This window comes from Microcoleus sp. MON2_D5, assembly GCF_036701905.1.
Lineage (GTDB): Bacteria > Cyanobacteriota > Cyanobacteriia > Cyanobacteriales > Microcoleaceae > Microcoleus.
On record NZ_JAUBRM010000032.1, the window covers coordinates 37676 to 55800 of the forward strand.

At 46.9% G+C, this 18125-nt stretch carries 18 protein-coding genes; 5 read left to right on the forward strand and 13 right to left on the reverse strand.

The features are described from left to right. Window positions 1-57 precede the first annotated feature (57 nt). Complete coding sequence (locus QUA47_RS13725; RefSeq protein ID WP_333431139.1) at window positions 58-1539, forward strand: MFS transporter; 1482 nt, start codon at window positions 58-60, stop codon at window positions 1537-1539. Window positions 1540-1685: 146 nt separating this feature from the next. Here the strand turns inward: QUA47_RS13725 and QUA47_RS13730 are convergent, their stop codons facing one another. The 13 genes from QUA47_RS13730 to phaA all read right to left on the reverse strand — a co-directional run bounded on the left by QUA47_RS13730 (window position 1686) and on the right by phaA (window position 14423). Further along, window positions 1686-3857, reverse strand: coding sequence for a P-loop NTPase fold protein (locus QUA47_RS13730; RefSeq protein ID WP_333431140.1), 2172 nt, complete (start codon window positions 3855-3857; stop codon window positions 1686-1688). A 309-nt stretch (window positions 3858-4166) separates the two neighbouring features. Then, the gene (gene phaC / locus QUA47_RS13735; protein WP_333431141.1) at window positions 4167-5219 is read right to left on the reverse strand and encodes a class III poly(R)-hydroxyalkanoic acid synthase subunit PhaC; all 1053 of its coding nucleotides are present in this window, start codon (window positions 5217-5219) and stop codon (window positions 4167-4169) included. A 28-nt stretch (window positions 5220-5247) separates the two neighbouring features. After that, window positions 5248-5640, reverse strand: a complete 393-nt coding sequence (locus QUA47_RS13740) for a hypothetical protein (RefSeq protein ID WP_333431143.1) — start codon at window positions 5638-5640, stop codon at window positions 5248-5250. 10 nt (window positions 5641-5650) lie between these two features. Beyond that, the gene (locus QUA47_RS13745) at window positions 5651-6418 is read right to left on the reverse strand and encodes a poly(R)-hydroxyalkanoic acid synthase subunit PhaE (protein ID WP_333431144.1); all 768 of its coding nucleotides are present in this window, start codon (window positions 6416-6418) and stop codon (window positions 5651-5653) included. A 452-nt stretch (window positions 6419-6870) separates the two neighbouring features. Further along, window positions 6871-7878 (reverse strand): SDR family oxidoreductase, encoded by a 1008-nt coding sequence (locus tag QUA47_RS13750; RefSeq protein WP_333431146.1) that lies wholly within the window; start codon window positions 7876-7878, stop codon window positions 6871-6873. Between the two features lie 84 nt (window positions 7879-7962). Further along, window positions 7963-8283 (reverse strand): hypothetical protein, encoded by a 321-nt coding sequence (locus tag QUA47_RS13755; protein ID WP_333431147.1) that lies wholly within the window; start codon window positions 8281-8283, stop codon window positions 7963-7965. A 185-nt stretch (window positions 8284-8468) separates the two neighbouring features. After that, complete coding sequence (locus QUA47_RS13760) at window positions 8469-8750, reverse strand: hypothetical protein (RefSeq protein WP_333431148.1); 282 nt, start codon at window positions 8748-8750, stop codon at window positions 8469-8471. A gap of 469 nt (window positions 8751-9219) precedes the next feature. Beyond that, a complete protein-coding gene (locus QUA47_RS13765) occupies window positions 9220-9372 on the reverse strand; it encodes a hypothetical protein (protein WP_333431169.1) in 153 nt (50 codons plus the stop codon). A gap of 278 nt (window positions 9373-9650) precedes the next feature. Further along, window positions 9651-10046, reverse strand: a complete 396-nt coding sequence (locus tag QUA47_RS13775; protein ID WP_006634073.1) for a hypothetical protein — start codon at window positions 10044-10046, stop codon at window positions 9651-9653. A gap of 104 nt (window positions 10047-10150) precedes the next feature. Beyond that, window positions 10151-11194 carry a hemerythrin domain-containing protein gene (locus QUA47_RS13780; protein WP_333431149.1) on the reverse strand — a complete coding sequence of 348 codons (1044 nt, stop codon included), beginning with the start codon at window positions 11192-11194 and terminating at the stop codon, window positions 10151-10153. Between the two features lie 290 nt (window positions 11195-11484). Beyond that, window positions 11485-12339: an alpha/beta fold hydrolase gene (locus QUA47_RS13785; protein WP_333431150.1), complete on the reverse strand. Its 855-nt coding sequence runs from the start codon at window positions 12337-12339 to the stop codon at window positions 11485-11487. A 67-nt stretch (window positions 12340-12406) separates the two neighbouring features. Continuing rightward, the gene (gene phaB / locus QUA47_RS13790; protein ID WP_333431151.1) at window positions 12407-13129 is read right to left on the reverse strand and encodes an acetoacetyl-CoA reductase PhaB; all 723 of its coding nucleotides are present in this window, start codon (window positions 13127-13129) and stop codon (window positions 12407-12409) included. Between the two features lie 103 nt (window positions 13130-13232). Beyond that, window positions 13233-14423 (reverse strand): acetyl-CoA acetyltransferase PhaA, encoded by a 1191-nt coding sequence (phaA, locus tag QUA47_RS13795; RefSeq protein WP_333431152.1) that lies wholly within the window; start codon window positions 14421-14423, stop codon window positions 13233-13235. Between the two features lie 585 nt (window positions 14424-15008). On the opposite strand from phaA, the gene QUA47_RS13800 reads away from it, so the two are divergent. The 4 genes from QUA47_RS13800 (at window position 15009) to QUA47_RS13815 (ending at window position 18053) form a co-directional block, all read left to right on the forward strand. Next, entirely contained in the window at window positions 15009-15275 is a 267-nt protein-coding gene (locus QUA47_RS13800) for a hypothetical protein (protein ID WP_333431153.1), read from the forward strand. Between the two features lie 553 nt (window positions 15276-15828). Then, on the forward strand, window positions 15829-16368 hold the full coding sequence (locus QUA47_RS13805) for a vitamin K epoxide reductase family protein (RefSeq protein ID WP_333431154.1): 540 nt from the start codon (window positions 15829-15831) through the stop codon (window positions 16366-16368). 242 nt (window positions 16369-16610) lie between these two features. After that, the gene (locus QUA47_RS13810; RefSeq protein ID WP_190655907.1) at window positions 16611-16850 is read left to right on the forward strand and encodes a hypothetical protein; all 240 of its coding nucleotides are present in this window, start codon (window positions 16611-16613) and stop codon (window positions 16848-16850) included. A gap of 165 nt (window positions 16851-17015) precedes the next feature. After that, window positions 17016-18053, forward strand: coding sequence for a hemerythrin domain-containing protein (locus QUA47_RS13815; RefSeq protein WP_333287812.1), 1038 nt, complete (start codon window positions 17016-17018; stop codon window positions 18051-18053). Window positions 18054-18125: the final 72 nt, after the last annotated feature.

Below are 18125 nucleotides of genomic sequence, written 5' to 3' on the forward strand. Positions count from 1 at the left end.
GAGCATTGGTTTTCTGCTTATCATATGTTAATGTAGCGGATATTACCAAGAACCCTCATGAATCCTCTACTGACAGGATTACTAAACTTCCAAGGAGTAATAGTTGAAGATTTTCAACACACCGAGAAAGATTTAGTATTAAAAGTCGAACAAGAGAATAGGGCATTATCAGAGACGGTATTTCCTCCAAACCCGCCTCAAAAAATTTCCAAGCGAGATATTCGGACAAGCCTCAAGGCATTAACTACCGAAGGAGGCTTCGCCACAGTCTTTTCCAGTATCATTGGCGGCGCCTTGCTTAGTAATTTCTTGCTGGATCTCGGTGCCAGTACAGTGGAAATTGGTCTGCTCGCCTCAATTCCTCAGCTAACCAATTTGCTGCAACCGCTGGGAGCCTATCTGGGAGACCGCATGAACAGCCGCAATTGGTATTCCCTGTTGATTTTTGGCTCGTCGCGGCTGCTGTGGTTGCTGGTTGTGCCAGGGATTTGGTTGGTCAGCTCATCTCGTATGGGTGGAGACCAGTTGGTGCTGTTGACACTGGCAATTATCTGGGTGACTAATATCATGGAAGCTTTGGGCCGTGCTTCCTTTTTTAGCTGGATGGCTGTGTTAGTACCCGACCGATTGCGGGGGCGGTATTTTGGCTTTCGCAATAGTGTTGTGACCTTAACCAATCTCATCGCTGTGCCGCTTCTGGGTCTAGCAGTATCGAAGTGGCCCGGTGGCTCGCTCTCTGGCTTCGGTGCGGTGTTGGTTCTGGGAATCGTGCTGGGGATAATCAGTCTGGGCTTTCACTTCTGGATGACTGATGTGAATCCAAAGCTTTTACAGGTCACCGATTCGGATACAGACCACCTGTCACCTTGGGAGACAGTTTTTAGCTTCTTCAAGGATGCCAATTTTTTGAGGTTTCTTCTTTACGCAGGCTTCTGGAGCTTTGCGGTTAACATGAGCGCTCCCTTCTTTAACCTCTACTTACTGGGGGATCTCCACCTAGATGTCAGTGTGGTAACGCTCTATAACAGCTTGGGAGCTGGTGCTAACTTGCTGATGCTGATGTTCTGGGGCAGACTGGCTGACCGGATTGGTAATCGCCCCGTGATGATAACTGTGGGAGTCTTGGTGGCTTTGACGCCTCTACTGTGGCTAGAAGCTGGAACTACTCCATTTTTCCTTTGGGTGTGGTTCCCCTTGTTGCATATAGTGGCCGGGGGGACTTGGGCAGCGATTGACCTGTGCAGTGGCAATCTGATGATGTCGGTGACACCGCTACGCAATCAGTCGATTTATTTTGCTATTGCGGCGGCGGTTCCTGGAATCACTGGGGCGATCGGAATCACTGTGGGTAGCTATGTCGCGAGTCTGGCTCATTTTGGTGGTTTGCCAATGGCGTTTGCTCTCTCAGCCGTCCTGCGGGTGTTGGCCCTGCTGCCCTTGGTGTTTGTTCACGAGCAGCGCTCTGTGCCTGTGAGTCAGCTAATTCGCGCCCTATTCCCAGTCAGGCAGCCAACCAAGCTGATTGAAGCAAAGGAATAGCAATAAATTTATGGCCTAGCCCTGGTTGCTTCCCTGAACGATGAGTTTCTAACGTTCGTCGCCAGTCAGTTGCGTCATACCCTCCACACCATTTTGATTACCGGATCGAGGCTCTAGCACTGCTATTCGACCGCCTAAATCCTTGCCTAATCCGAGCCTTGTCCCTGCTGGTGCATCTCATATTCTTGGATAAATTGGGCGATCGCATTTTTCCGAGCTTCTGTTAACTCGCTCGTTTCACCGAGACTCCTCATTCGCTCAACGATAGGGGATGGTTCGAGATAGGGTTCGAGCCAGTTAAGGTCAAGTTTGTAGCCAGTTTTTTGAGTTTCGTTCGACCCATCCTCACTAAAATCTTTTTGCAGCAACTTCTCCAAGAAATTAACTAGCCCTTCCTCATTATCAATAATCTTTTCAACCCATTGCTTGACTTCCTCTCCTCCTGCCCAACTTTGCCAATAGTGTAAATTTTCAGATAGCTTTGGGGATTGCAGTAGGGAGTTTTGTTGGGCAGCATCTCGCAGCCGCTTCAAGGCTATTTCTTCAAGTTCTTTAAGGTGTTCTACACTCTGGAGCCATTCCTCTGCAGGGATATATTCCTCTGCTCCATATTTACCTTGTTCCTGACCCAAAGCTGCTACTTCGCGCACAATTATGGATAAGGCGTTACCGTTTGATATTGCCTCTTTCAAGGTTTCAAACCGTGCTTGTTCGTCAATCCGATGCAACAGTTGTGAGATCAGGCGTTCAATTCTAATGTCATTGCCAAAATCAAACATTCCATGCGGTTCGTCTTCCGGAGGCAAAAGCTGGTCGCCGACATCAAACAAAGCTTTCACAATTGAAGGAATGCAATCGGTAGGAATTTCTTTTTCAGGGTAATCCTCCAGCCGTTCAAGAAATGCCCGAACTTGCGTCGTGCCATCAGAGCGTTTTTGATGAACGAGTTCTACAAGATTATTCCCAAATGCTTTTGCATCTTTTGCCAACGCAAAAATTGTTTTAATCTCAGCATCCGAGAATTCATCTTGTGTTAAGACTAAACCGAAGTAGTTGGGAAATATATCTAAGCTGCAAATACGTAATTGCTTGGCCCATATTGACTCGTCCTGGGCAGGGGGATAGGTATTATACCAAACACCTTGTAATTTAGGAAAAAGGTGCAATAGCAGCCGTTTGATTGGTTCTTTATCTTCATCTTCAAACTGAGCCAGCCACGAATAATGAAAATCTTTGAGCTCGTCCAAAGTCGGAAGTAGAGAACCCTCCGCCTCGACATTTCCCGCAAAGAATTTAGGATTTTTGCGGATTATGTCATAGATCGTTGGGCGAAAGGCTTGCAGGGACTCCATAGCAATAAGATCGACAGGATTCACTTCACTTTTGACCGCTGGGTATGTCACGGTTAAGATGTTAGTCAGACGAGTAATGTCGCGAGGGTTGGTAATAAAGTGGTCTATCCCTTGTAAATAAACATTGCCCCAGCGATTTTGATTGAGTAGTGGCTTTGGTACATCAGCTAGTATGCCATTGAGTTTTTCAAAAAGTAGCTTGCGGAGTGAGGTTTTATCTGGAAGAGGTAACTCAAAAGAAGCTTGAACAATCTGATTGAGGTAGGTGTCTCCAGGTAAAGGTTGTTTGTCTGCGAGGGTTTTGATGACAACTTCTTGATCGAAAACGAGCAAATAGACAACATTAGTAAAGTTTGGAATTGATTTAATAAGATAAAATAATTGACTAATCTCTTCAGCGGAGAGTCGGTCAATATCGTCAATGGTTACTACGATTCGCGGATGCTGCTTTTCTAATGTATCTTCGACTTCTTCTTTTAAGTCGGAAGTCTCCTTTTCTTTATCGTCAAATAATTTTACAAGTGCCTTACTAGCTTGAGCGTAAGGAATAGGAATTTCAGAAACTGCTTTAGCCAGATTGGTTATTCGACCTAGGAAGCCTTTGGGGATAGCTTTAAATTGGCTCAAAACAGTCTGTAATTGACCAATAAAGCGCCTTGTGATGTCTTCGCCCCCAGAAAATAACCAGGGATTAAAAGGGACAATAATAGGTTGCTCGGTCTCTGGCTTTTGCTTGAGATAGTACGTTAAAAAGTTCAATAGTGTCGATTTGCCAAAACCTGAGGAACCGTAAACCGCTATAACGAACCCTTCAGGAAAGTTCATTTGGCAAATACTGTCTGCAAGATGTTTGGCGAAGGGTGCATATCCTAATCGGTCTTGTTTCGGCTCGATTAAGGCGTTATCCGCGGATGGGTCACTAAAATCCTCCGGCAAGATCTCTGAATCGTTCTTTTTTTGAGCCATACAGTCTCTCTACTTGTTAGCTAAGGTAATCTTGCCGTTCAACGTTCGTGTTAATTAACACCCCACTGGCGTGCTGAGTTTGGGGTGTTAAATTACGTCCTAATTATGCGATTGCTTATCTTTATAGATGCTCATAGAGTACCATCAAGGAAGCTCTTTTCTTGTCTACTGTTAGATGGATATTAACGTTAAGCTAGGTTGTGTAGAAGGGACAGGGTTGCCAAAATGAAGCATTCGTTTACACGCGCCTAAGTGGGCGATCGCAGCAAACGAAGCATCGTGGTGAGGCAGAACACCAGCATCCATTTTCTACGCCCGCATCTTAAGCCAATCGACAATAGTTGGAGGAAGGTCTCGCTGCACTTTACTGCTGACGTACATCCCGATGTGCCCCACTGGGAAGGAGCGCAAGGTGTAGTCTTCGCTAGCAATGTATGTCTTAAGAGCTAAGGAAGAGGCTGGAGGAACGAGATGATCTTGCTCGGCGTAAATGTTCAAAATCGGGATGCGGATGTTTCCCAGATCCACTCGCTTGTTGCCAATCTCGACCTGACCTTGAATCAGTTTGTTTCCCTGATAGAAATCCTTCATGAACTGTCGGTAAGCCTCTCCAGCTTGGTCGGGACTATCAAAAATCCACTTTTCCATCCGGAGAAAATTGATTAGTTTGCTTTCACAATCGATGTTGTCCAGAAGGTCAATATACTTCTGAACTCCTAACTGAAAAGGCTTCAGCATCAAGAACTCCCAATTCAGGAAGTCGCCGGGAATGTTCCCTAGAGTATCCACGATTAAATCGATATCTACAGCCTTTGACCCCAGAGTGCTTCCACCCCAAACATTGAGGAGTCCCTCATTGATGTGAAAATCGACGGGGGTGACCATAGTAATCAGGTTTTTTACCTTCTCTGGGTAAAGGGAACTGTAGCAAAGGCTGAAGGTTCCCCCCTGACAAATGCCTAACAGGTTGATTTGTTCTAAGTTGTGACGATCGCGTACCACATCCACACAGTTGTTGATATAGCCATTAATGTAGTCGTCAAGAGTTAACCAGCGATCGCCGCGACTCGGATAGCCCCAGTCAATCAGGTAAACATCCAAACCAAGCTCTAGCAAATTCGCAACGAGCGATCGCCCCTCCTGTAAATCGACTATGTAGGGACGATTAACCAGGGCGTAAACGATGAGGATGGGAATATTCAGCGAATGCTCAACTTTCGGCGAGAAGTGGTACAGCAGTACCTTATCTTCCCGGTAAACTTCTTCCTTGGGAGTCACCCCGACTTGAATATCTTCCTCCCGCAGGCGGGTGAAAATCTCGACGCTCTTGACCAGTTTTTGGGTTAGCTCTCTCGTTACCATATTGATATTCTGAATTCCTTGCGAATAGTCACTCCAGAGCTGGCTTAGCCTCATTGTAGGAGTAGAGAAACAGGCCGAAGAGAATCGAAAACACAAGGTCGATCGCACCCGGAACTAAATAGAGTGGGTGAAGATTGCCGATCGCCGTGTGATAAGCCAGCACGGGGAGAACTGAGGATTGGGCGCAGATTCCAAGTTTCACGATATCCTGGCGGGAAAGGTCGTTACCCACCCACCAATAGCCAATCCCGAAAATGAATATCAACACAATAAACATATGTAAATACTCGGGATTGGCGAGAGGTTTCAGATTAAGCAACTGGCGAATCCATTGGTCGCCAAACAGTAACCCGACAGATTCAGCCCCATTTATTACAGCCTTGCCCAAAAATACGTACTTCCACGCCATCGAATTTTTCATAGTTTATACTTCAACTTTTTAGCTGAGATTCTGCCAAGGTTTTTTTAAGGCTTTTAACTTCCTTACGCAGCTCGTAAATGCTGTGGTGAATCTCGTCTCCTTCACTCCTAGTTGGCAGGTCATACATCTTCAGAAACACTTCCGTGAGCTGTTGCTGGTAAAGCCTGTATATCATGGCGGAGTTCAAAAAATTTCCTCTAACTTCAAGAGCATCTTCTGCACGGAACCTTTGTAGAAATACTCCGTCAAATACGCTACTCCAAACTTGGAGTAACTGCTGCCAGTTCTGAACCGTTTCGCCCTTTTCTTCAGAAGAGGCTAACTCTCGCATCAGCTCCTCAGAAGCTTTCAGCCAGACATCAAGTAGCAATATCTGATAGTCAAAATTTGCCTTAGAAAAGTTGATCCCGGCATCAAAACTTTTAAGCAGTTTGTTGTTGAACTCACGAGCGTACCCCAAGTTTGGGCTTTGCAGAACGCTACCAAATGTCTTTTCATACATATTCCAGTAGAGGCTGCTGAGCTCAATCAATGCTTCAGCGTAACCCCCTACTCCTCCGGTTCCGCTCTCTAGTGACTGCTGTAGTGATTCTGCCCAAAGCTGAGTCAACTTTTGCAGCCCCTTCAGGTAAATCTCCCACAACTCGGCTTGATTTTGAGTAGCCTTGACCGCAGCAGGTGTTGCGGGAGTTGTTGCAGACTTGATGAAATCGAACCAGCTTTCCCACATATTTACATCTGCTACATAATATTGATATGAAAGGGACAAGATCGACATCTTGTACACTTAAAAATTACTTCTTGCTTCAGGGTAGGGAGTCGGCTCCTTCTACTGGCCAGGCGTCTATTCAGAACGACGCATCCTTACTTTTTCTTGTGAGACTAAAGCTAAATTAATAGCCCCGTTCAAGCCTCTATTACAACTCTAGCCACACTGCTAACAAACAAATACTCGCGCTTGAAATGGCATTAGTTGAAAGTGACCACAGTTTTAATAAGTTTTAGATGAGGGATACCATCGATCTACCACTTCTACAACAGTGCTGTAGATGGCAGATCGATAAGTTAGTTCCCTCGTCCATCAATAAAACCCTGAGTATAAAACAGATCAAGCTAATTTTTGATTAGCTACCCTCCCAGAAACGTTCAAATCTACCTAACTATTTGATGAGGCAACACTTTCTAACTCACATTTGTTGATGTACGGGCGTTGCTGATTTCATCCTCAATTCACTCTTCCTTGTTGAAGCCTTGTGTTGCCAGCAAAGCTAAAGCCATCACACCAGCCGCACCCCACTGGAGAGCGGGATTCTTAGCCAGCCAGTCAGTAACGCTCGGTATCACTAAATTGCCATAGTCTCCATCAACTCTGGTATCGTTTAGGACAGGCTCGTAAAGGTTGTTCCGATCGTCTGGAGACTTCGGCTCGTTGCTGCGTTGAGCCTGGAAGCCGATGAGCAGCAACAAGGCATCTGCCACTTCGGGTGAAAGCCGCTGTAACGCAGCTAGAGCTCTAGCCGAATCCCCAACCAAGAAGTCACGAGTTGGGTGTTCAGCAACGTAGAGGATGGCGTCAGCTACCAACCTGGGGTCGTAGTAGGGCGGTATCCCTCCTGGCTTTACGCCTAGCTTGGTGAGCCCATTGTTCCAGAAGGGTGTATTAATGACCGCTGGTTTCACGCTCGTCACGCTGACAGGTATGTTCTCATGTTGCAACTCCAGGCGCATAGCTTCGATGAATCCCTCAATGCCGTGCTTGGCGGCGGAGTATGCACTTTGGTAAGGGAGACTTCGCACACCTTCCATTGAAGAGATGTGGATCAGCGCCCCCCGTCCCTCACGCTTGAGATGGGGTAGCGCCGCCATTGCACCGTATACCTGCCCCATTAAGGTCACATCAATAACGCGCTTAAACTCTTCGGGTGTGGTGTTGTCGAATGTGGCAAAAATGCCGACAGCAGGGACGTGCACCCACGTATCGAGTCGCCCATACACTTCGACGGTACGGTCTGCGATCGCTTTGACCTGCTCGAACACCGACACATCGGCAACTACAGCCGTTACCTCACCACCGAAGCCCCGAATCTCATCCACTAGGGAGGCTAGCTTCGACTCACTGCGAGCGGAGACAACTAACTTGGCCCCTCGCTTGGCAAACTGAAGAGCGGTGTCGCGTCCGATGCCGCTGGAAGCTCCAACGACGGCAACAACTTGCTGATTGATTGGCTTCAATTGCATTATTTTTCATCCTCTAAATCAGTTTTATTTATCAGTGATCCGATTCTTGGTGATTCTTTTAACCGGACATCCTGATAGTTTGGTTTAAACCGGGTTCACCGGGCGTGGGGTCAATTTTGTTGAAGAATTCTGAAGGGTAACAGGGTTAATTGGGCTATCAAGAGCACCAACCGCATCCTTTTGAAAGACTTCATTCCCAAAGGTTTCCGAGTAAAACGCCTTACGCCCCAGTTTTAGCAAGTCCTCGGTAACGGCAACCGCCCGATTTTCAGGCGATAGCTGTTTTTGTCCCTCATCGGTTTGGAGAAGGGGTGTTGCCCAATCTTTATTAATGGCATTAATCCCGTAGCCTACACTCAGCCGATCGAGAGAGTTATGCCAAACAGGATAAGAAGTGGTCGCCATCTCGTCCAAGCTGGCGCGCCGGCAACCCCGGGCTCGCTTGTTCGGGATTGAGTTTGTCTTATGAATGAGCCTTTTCCCCTCAAGAAAGATTAGAGCTGTTGCAAATGTTTGGGATAGGCACTTCTGTTTCCTGTTCCCTGTTAAGAAGTTCCCACTTCTGCAATAAGTCTATTCAAATTGAAGGCTTACACTGCCAGCAGGGCGAACCCGAAGGCTCCCAGCGCTGTAACGGCGATCGCACCCCACTTTGCCGTGGGATGGGTTTCCAGCCAGGTGGAATAGCTATTCGCCCGTGATTGCTTGCTAAAATCTCCCTCAACGCGATCGAAGCCTGCGATCGGCTCAAATAAATTATCTGGAGCATCTTCGGACTTCGGTTCGCTGGTTTTCTGCAGCTTAAAGCCCGCTCCGAATTGCAGCAGCAAGGTATCCATTAATTGGGGTGAGAGCCGCTGAATTAGATCCATCGCCCGCCCTGCCCCTCCAGCGATAATGTCACGGGTTGGGTGACAAGCCGCGTAGAGGATAGTGTCAACAATGTTCCGAGACTGTAAAAGTGGGGGCTATAATCTAGAAGGCACTGGATTAAGAGGAAACCGATTGAACTCAATGATTTTGGTGATGTCTCTAGCTTATTTAAAGTCAACCCTGCAAGGGGATGAAATCAACAGACATCAGGGACAAAAATATGTCTGTCGTCCCAAAGAAGCCGGGAGAATCTATCGAAGACGCAGTACATTTGGGGTGGGCTTAGGTGGAGAAAACTGGGTAAAAAACTTGGAACAATATCACCAATGCACCGCAGAATTAACCAGTAAATCCCCCCATAAAAGCCGCTTTTATCAGCGAGTTATAAGGGCGGAACCCTTATCCGCTCTACCTCCTAGCTCTTTTCTTACCCCTTCAGCCGAAAACCATTGCCGTTGACATACATTATCAAGCATTGCTTTTTAATGGAGGTTCGATATCATTTAGTAGAATAGAATTAAATAAATTGTTTACCACAGTCACGCCAAAAGTAGTTGTGTTTGCCGCGCCGATCGCCATTTTTGCCGCGCGTTGTTGGATAGAAGCGTGAATACAGTTCATCCGTCTATTATGCAAGGCCAGTTTTTCAGGAATACAGCCTCGGAGGACACAAGTACCGCCTAGTGAATCCTGTTCTGCGATCGCGACACGAACACCATAACTAGCCGCCGGTTAGGAAGTGGGAAATCCTCCAGACCCGACACCAATTACAAAAAGCTTATAACCGAATTTCAAAACTTAATAGGCTTATCTTTACCAAACGAAGCTAAAGGTTTGTCTCTAACATTCACTCCTCTCTAAGATCCAATACAAAGTTTCTTGTTAAGGGTTATATATGGTCACTCAAAAGTCGGTTTAGTCCGAGCATAGGAGTAGAGAAACAGGCCGAAGAGAATGGCAAAGATAAGGTCAATCACACCCGGGATTAGATAAAATGGGTGAACATTGCCTACCAAAGTTTGATAAGCTAGCACAACGAAGACGGAACATTGCGCGTAAATTCCAAGTTTTACAATTTCGCGATTGCGGGAGATGTCCTGACTGACCCACCAATAGCCAATTCCGATAACAAATACCAACACGACAAACAGTTGTAAATACTCAGGATTGGTGAGGGGTTTCTCACCAAGAAACTCGCGAATCCATCGGTCGGCAAACAACAAAGCCAGAGATTCGATCCAATTGATCGCAGCCTTGAGTTGAAATATGTACTTCCACGTCATTGGATTGTTCATAATTACACAAAGTCCCAAAATGATTTTTGATGAAAAGTTTCACTTGAGGGTTAGAAATGTCAAAACTTAGCTAAGTTTTGCTTAGCTCTTCACTTCGTCTTTGATTAGTTTGCTGTTACGCTAGTGGAATCAGCCATTTGCTCTTGTAGTTGGCTTTTAACGGTTTTGAACTCGGTAGCCATTTGCTTCTGCTGCTCGTGGCTGAAGTTGTCTCTGATTAGGGTGAATATATCTTTTTCTTCTTGATTTATGTGATTTCTCGTCGCAGTTCTTAACTGCTCAATTTTGGCTTTAAACTCAGATGAAGCTGGCTCTAAAGGCTTAATTTCATCTAACATCTCCATCACGTCATCGGTTTGCTCGTATATTTCCTGCGTGTGTTCGTAATACGGACGAATTGCCGGGTAGAGAACTTGTTCTTCGGCTGTACCGTGAACTTTTATATCTTTGTAGAGTTGTCCAAAATACTCTGCAATTTTTTGAGGTTCGTCAGCACCTAAAATTTCCGCGAATAAGGTATCGGCTTTAGTATGATCCATGCGGAGGAGGTCGCGGATACTCATCTCATCATCGGTGCGCGTTATCACACTACCCGCCACGCCTGATAAGGCGGCGACAGCATCTTGAACCCGTCCCCACAATCCTTGGTATGGCTCTTGTCCTGTCAATTCGCGAACGCCTAGAATTTCCAGAATTCCTTTGAGTTGCTCTTGATGAGCGCAGTTTTCAAAGTTAACTGCATTTAAAGGAGCGATCGCAGCTTCAATATCCGCACCAACAACTTGAGCAGCTTTGTGAATTAGCAGCCCAGTCATCGTCTGCTTGTGCTTGAGCAATTCTTGCTCAAATACTTTTTCAAACAAAGTTAGCTCTGAGCCTTCGATTAGTTTCTCAACTTGCTCTACGAGCTTCTGGGTTGTTTCCTTAAGCTCGCTCTGGACACCGTACTGAACGATCGCAGTATCGAGAATGCCCAGGTTTTTGCGATCGTCTTCGAGCATATCCTGTAGCCGCTTGCGAATCTCATCATCAGTACAATCCTGAATGAATTTCTCCTCGTTGCTAATCAGCAGATTTTGTAGCGCTTTCATATCTGCCAGCTTTGTGGCGATCGCAAGGCGCTTGGTGTCATCAATAGTCGATACCATTTTCATTGCTCCTTTACTGCTTTACTGGATATTGGAGACAGACTTTGCCGTAGATTTGAGAGAATTTCCAACATCAGCTAATCTCTGTCGCAGTGGATGTTGCTGCTTTTGGAAAACACGAGCGCAGTTGCGTCCGGGCATCCCAGAAATTGTTCCCTCTGGATGAGTTCTCGCTCGGTTCAGAAATAGGCCATCAATTAAGGTTGTATAGTTGGCTACTTCCGACAAGGGGCGGAAGAATACCATCCGAAAGTGAGGTCTTGAGTTCCCGCTCAAACATTGCGGGGCTGCTAAAACCCAACTCCAGCGAGAAACTTACTTAACTCCTCAGTAAAGAGTTCGGGACGCTCGACATGGGGTAGGTGACCGCAGTCGGGTATCAACGCGAGTTGTCCTTGCTTTAGGCGACTGACGGCATCTTGACCGTGGCTTTTGGGCAAAACCAGGTCATCATTACCCCAAACGACAAGAGTGGGCATCTGCAACTGCGGTAGAGAGTCGAGCAATACCTGGTGCTGTCCAAATACATTAAGCTGGGCACGCAGCGAGGACACGGTGGCTTTAAGAAAACCAGGCATTTGCGCCATTCGCTCCTGCTCCTCCAGCCACACATCGGGAACCTTTGAGGGGTGGGCAAAAAGCAGCGAGGTCCGTAACAAAGACCGCTGCTTCGCGCCAAGAGGCGTTTGGCACCAGGCGATCGCAGTCTCCCCGTACAAAGGCACAGTTAACTGGGACAAAGCCGGAGTGACCGCGTTACCTAGCCCGGAACTGTCTACCAGTACCAAAGCCGCCACTTGTTCCGGATGGGACAGCGCAAAGCGCAGGGAAACCTGCCCACCTAGCGAGTTGCCCACTAGCACCGCCCGCTCAATTCCAAGCGCGTCCAGAAAATCGCTTAGGAACTGTTTGAAAAACTCTAGTGAATACTCGCGGTTGGGTTTAGCACTCTCGCCAAAACCTGGAAAATCTGGCGCGTACACCTGATGCGTAGCTGCGAGTTTGGGAAGCACCCAAGACCAATCAAGAGCGCTGGCACTATCTCCATGTAACAGCACTAACGGTAAGCCATCATTACCCGCCGAAAAGTAGCGGGTGGTTAAACCGCGGACATTGATTCGCCGCTCTTCAATCGCTGTTTTCATGCTTGGCTCCAATTTTATCTAATTTTATTACTCTGAATTTTCAACCCTGTGCCGATCGCCATTGCCGTCAAGTGTGATGAGCACCGTTGACTCGGAGAACTTCGCCCGTGACATAGCTGCTGGCGATCGGCGAGAGCAGGAACGCAATTGCCCAAGCAACCTCTTCAGGCTTGCCGAAGCGACGCAGCGGAATCTCAGACACAATACGCTCTTTCACTTTGTCTGGAACCGACTTAACCATATCAGTCTCAATAAATCCCGGTGACACAGCGTTGACCCGTACCCCGTACCGAGCTGCCTCTCTAGCTAGGGACTTGGTTAAACCAATTACAGCCGCCTTGGATGCGGCGTAGTTAGTTTGACCGAGGTTTCCCCGCTCACCCGAAATCGAGCTGATGCAGACAACAGAGCCTTCTCCCCGCTCGTACATCTTGGGGATAACGGGCATCAGTGTGTTGTAGACTCCCTTTAAGTTTGTGTCGATTACCGCGTCCCAGTCTTCTATCGCTAGTTTGGGAAAGAAGTTGTCTCGGGTAATCCCAGCATTCGCCACAATCCCGTAAATTGACCCTAGTTTTTGTTCAACCTGTTGTGCCACTGCCTCCATCGCTGCCTTGTCAGTCACATCGGCTTGGATTGCCAAAGCCCCATGCTGATCCTCACTACTGCTGCGGTAGGTGTAAGCTACCTGAGTTCCCAACTCCTGCAACAGACTAACGATCGCCGCTCCTATCCCTCGATTACCGCCCGTTACTAAAACGACTTTATCTTCCAGTCCCAAAGATGTCATAAGCCACTCTTCCACTGTATGGAGGAAAAAGAAAAAGGTGAAAGGAGAAAGGCAAAAGGAACAAGAAAACAATTTTTCCCTATTCCTTTCGCCTTTTTCCTTGTCAAAGCCGCTCAATTGCGATCGCAGTACCGCCGCCAGTGCCATGACACACAGATGCCAGTCCTAGCTGCCCATTTCGCTCCTGCAAGGCGTTGAGCAGCGTGACGATGATTCGCGCCCCAGAAGCCCCGATGGGATGCCCCAAAGCGATCGCTCCCCCATAGACGTTGAGCTTTTCGTAAGGAACGCCCAGCGTCCGGTTGAACAGCACGCTGCTTAAAGCGAACGCCTCATTGTTCTCGAACACATCGAAATCGTAGATTCTCATCTTGAGCTTGTCTAAAAGCTTGTTGACTGCCAGGATGGGAACTTCGGGGAATCGCCAAGCTTCCCCACCTATCGACGCTCCTCCAATTACCCGTGCTATTGGTTTAAGTCCGTAGTGTTCCACGGCCGTTTTGCTTGCTAAGACTAGCGCTGCTGCTCCATCCGATATCTGACTGCTGTTGCCCGCAGTGAATACTCCATTTTCTCCAAAAGCAGGCTTGAGTTTGGCAAGGCTCTCTAACGTGGTTTCGGGGCGGATTCCCTCATCTTTATCCACGATTTGCGGACCTTTCTTCCCTTTGATCTCAATGGGTACGATCTCCTTCTTGAAGAAACCTTGCTCGGTTGCAATCGCTGCCCTAGCTTGTGAATAGAAGGCAACTTCGTCCAACTCAGGGCGCGTGATCTGGTAAGCTGCTGCCAGCCGTTCAGCTTGCTCTCCCATTGTTTCGGAGGTGGTGGCGTCGGTGAGTCCGTCGTGGAGCAAAATATCCGTGAGTTGCTCTGGCGAACCTAGCAGTAATTTGTACCCCCATCTGGCTCGGTGGGATAAGAAAAATCCAGTCTGAGACATAGCTTCCATGCCGCCCGCCAGTACGATTTCGGCTTCTTGAGCGCGGATAGCTGTGACGGCGTTCATCACGCTCATCATTCCCGACGAACACACCATGTCTACGGCATACCCGTTCACTGTATCCGGTATTCCGGCTTTGAAAGCTGCCTGACGGGGCAATAACTGTCCGTGACCTGCCCTAAGTACGTTGCCAAAAATGTACAGGTCTAAAGCGTCACCCGATACTCCGGCTTGCTCCAAGGCGGCTCGCATGGCGTGTGCCCCTAAATCCACTGGGGAAAAGTCCGTAAAGACACCTCCAAACCGACCGAGCGGCGTGCGTAATGCTGAGACAATATAGGCTTCTTGCATACATCCTCACTATCTTTTAATTCTCGCGTTATTAAGCGCTACCAAGTTCAAGCGGGATGCTTGTGGAAGCGGATTCCGTCAGTAGTAGTATCAGGAAGTTTTCGTCATTTCTCCAAGCTCAATCTCAAGCCAAACACTTTGGGATTTGGGATTTTAGATTTTGCATTGTTCCTTTGACTAAAGCTCCGGAGATGAAGCCGGGATCTTGCAGATTTTGGATTACTGATTTCAGGATTTGGGGATTTTGGATTATCCCCACGCCTGAATCCGGAAGCATCTTCTCCTCCCCATCGAAAATCGAAAATCGAAAATCGAAAATCGGCACAATCATCAGTAGTTAGGCTTTGATGGAACTAACTCAACCTTATTGCCCAGGTTGCATAGGCGTTGAAATGTATTTTTTGACAAGCTGTAAGGCTTGTTAGGTAGTGATTACAGCTTGCTTATCATACAAATCTTATTTACAAGTGCGCTTAAAAAACATGGTTATTATCCCTTGCAGACTATACAGGCTATAATTGATTATCAACTTGATTGTTTGCAGACAAGACAATCAGTATTTAATACCCCAATCAAAGGAGAAACATGATGGATTGGAATAGTAACCTCCAACAATACCTAAGACAGTTAAGCGAATTGCAGACAGGGATTTTTACTAGCTGGACATCCATGATGCCACATATGCCAAGTTCCAATATGCCCAACGTCCGCGATAGTGTCGCTAACACGCTGAAATTTCAGGAACAGGTGGTCACGAGTTCTCTGGAATTTCAGGCTATGGTAGCTCGTCAGTCAATCGAAGCCCAGAAGCAATTTTGGGAAAGCTATTTCAAAATGCTTGGCAGGTCGTAAATTACAAAAGCCTACTGAGGATTAGAGTCGCATGACTTTACCTAGAGAGTGATTTCTGATCTTTTACCGGGTGTTGGGAAAGTAATTAGGAAACCATCGACTTTACAAACCTGCTAGAAGGACTAACAAAGCTCCCTAAGATAACCTCTTGGGGAGCTTTTTAAAGATGAAACCGTTTTTACTCAGAAAAAATTTCTTATTCGTTTTCCCCATAAAAAGGTTTAATTCACTAAAAAGCCCTCTCTTAAACTTTAATGCTATTACTTGGTCTGAGGGTCTACCTAAAGAAAGGACTTATTAATATTAACCGAGTTCAAGCTTTTGTATACAAGAGCTTGAAATACAGCGCTTTATTTAAAGTACCTCTTAGGTAAGTGGTACGCATCAAACTGAATCCATAAAATGATTGGAAATCTATACACTCTCAGCGCAGGACGATCGCGTCGTTGAATTGGGTTCCTAGTGCGTATCCTATTCGTTTTTGGTGAACCGCTTCGTGTATCGCTGATTTGACCGTTAACGCATACATTATTATTATTGAGGATTGCGCTTTATGGACGCAAAACAACTGAGTGAGGAGCTGCGTCAAGGAAAGAACCCTCACATGACCCGTCGGCGATGGATTATCGGCTTATCTATGCTTGGGGGTTCGATGGGACAAGCCGTCACACTCTACCAGACTGGGATCGTTAATCACCTACCCGATCCGCCAGGACAAAAGCTTTTCGATGCAGACCGCGTTGATGCTTCTAATTACGCTTACAACAAATTCAACTCACCCGACCGGCCAATAATGGTGGCTAATTATGCCCTCACTGCTTGGGTAGCTGCTGCTGGTGGTCTAGACCGCGCTAGGCGCAACCCTTTGCTACCCATTGCAATGGGTATCAAGCTCGTCTTGGACGGAGTGACCAATGTCGAGTTAGCTCGTGAGGAATGGAGCGAGAACAAGGCGTTTTGTGAATACTGCCAAGTTGCGACGGTTTGCTCGATCGCCTCCATTGTACTCGCAGTGCCGGAGGTTCTTACCGCTGTTGGCACCCTGCTGGGACGCCGCGATCGGGACACCGAAGCACAGGGCAACACACGGTAATCGATACAGCGGGGAAAAGTACGGATGATTTTCTACAGCGGTGTTGGGCGTACAGCAAATGTTAAGCCCGATGGAGAATGATTGCCCATACATATTTTGTGCAACATACATATTTTGTCCAATTTTTCTCCATCAAGACTTCCTCTAGAATTAGTGGTAGAACGAGTCATGTCTAAGGATAGAACACCTACTTGAAACTGAATGATAGCCTTGTAGAGTAAGGTCAAAAACAAGTGCAAATCATGACATCACAGAATCCTCCAGATACTCGGCAAGATGATGCAAAATATGACCCTCAAGATAATCCTGGAACCCAAACAAGTATACCGACCACAGAAGAGGGTGAAACTCCACTTGATGAGAGATATCGCATGACCGGCCAACAGTCCGGTACTGACGTTAGTCCCGGTAGTGAACCTGAAGCTCCTGGAGCGGCTCCCAAGGTTGTTGGAAGTCCAAATCAAGGGACTGACTCCCGTTAAACAGATTCTTGAAAATCGCGCAAATTTGTGATGCAGGTGAAAGGTAGCTCAGCAGATAACCTGGTCGAGACACTGCCTTATTTGCAAATAAAGCCGAGCAAAAATCGCCTGGTAAACAGGATAACAACAGTATCAATCAGATTATTTAACCGAGGATAACTAAACATGGTTACAACGTTAGACGATACAAAACGGGCTGCGATCGGCGAAAGATTGGCAGACTTGAAAGCCTTTCAAAATTTAATTATCTCCAACGATCAAAAGCTAATAGATGCCTGCCCTGATGACGATGTTCGCAAGCGTCTCCAGAATATGCTTGAAGATGACCAGAAAAACCTGGGCATTATAGAGACGGTGATCGTTCAATACGGCATTCAAGCTGAACCTAGTGCTGCGACCAAGATATTTATTCCGCAGTTTGAGAAGATGATGTCAGGCGAGGAGTTTACGTATTATCAGAAACTCCTTCACCACGAACTGATGAAGCATGCTCAAGCCATGAGTGGAATCATTATTCACAAAGCCGCTCAGAAGGTGGGAGCTGATATTGAAGTGGCAATTGGCCCTTTGAATACCGTCAATTTTGAAAGTCGCGCTCACCAAGAACAACTCAAAGGAATGCTCGAATTGGTGGGTGTCCGCGAAATGACTGGTAAAGACGCCGACCAGGGACTCTGGGCCCGGGTGCAAGATGGAGTTGCTGCATTGTCGGGTGTATTTGGCAGCATAGCCACCCAAAACAGTGACAAACAAGATATGAACATCCAGACCCTCATCCGGCTGGATCACAACAAGACGAATACTATCTTCACCGAAATCGGAGCTACTAAAGATCCTCAAAAGCTCCAAGAGTATTTCGGACAACTCTACAAAGATTTGTTGGTACACGCTCAAGCTGAAGAAGAAGTCGTCTATCCCAAAGTTCGCTCGTTCTACGGTGATGACAACACTCAAGAACTGTACGATGAGCAAGCGCAAATGAAGCAGATGCTCGATGAAATTAAGGCTATGGACCCCACTAATGCCGACGAGTTTAGATCGAAAATTAAAGACCTGATGGAGGCGGTTGGCGACCACATTCGCCAAGAAGAATCTACCATGTTCTCGGCGATTGACAACAATTGCAGCGACGAGCAAAAAGAGCAAATGGCAACCGAGTTTAAAGCTGCCAAGAGCAGGATTCAGCAAGAAATGGCAACCTAATTGCAATAACAGCCAACCCTCTCATTACAAGACAAAGCATTCGCCGGTAAGTAGCTCGATGGCTTTTTATTG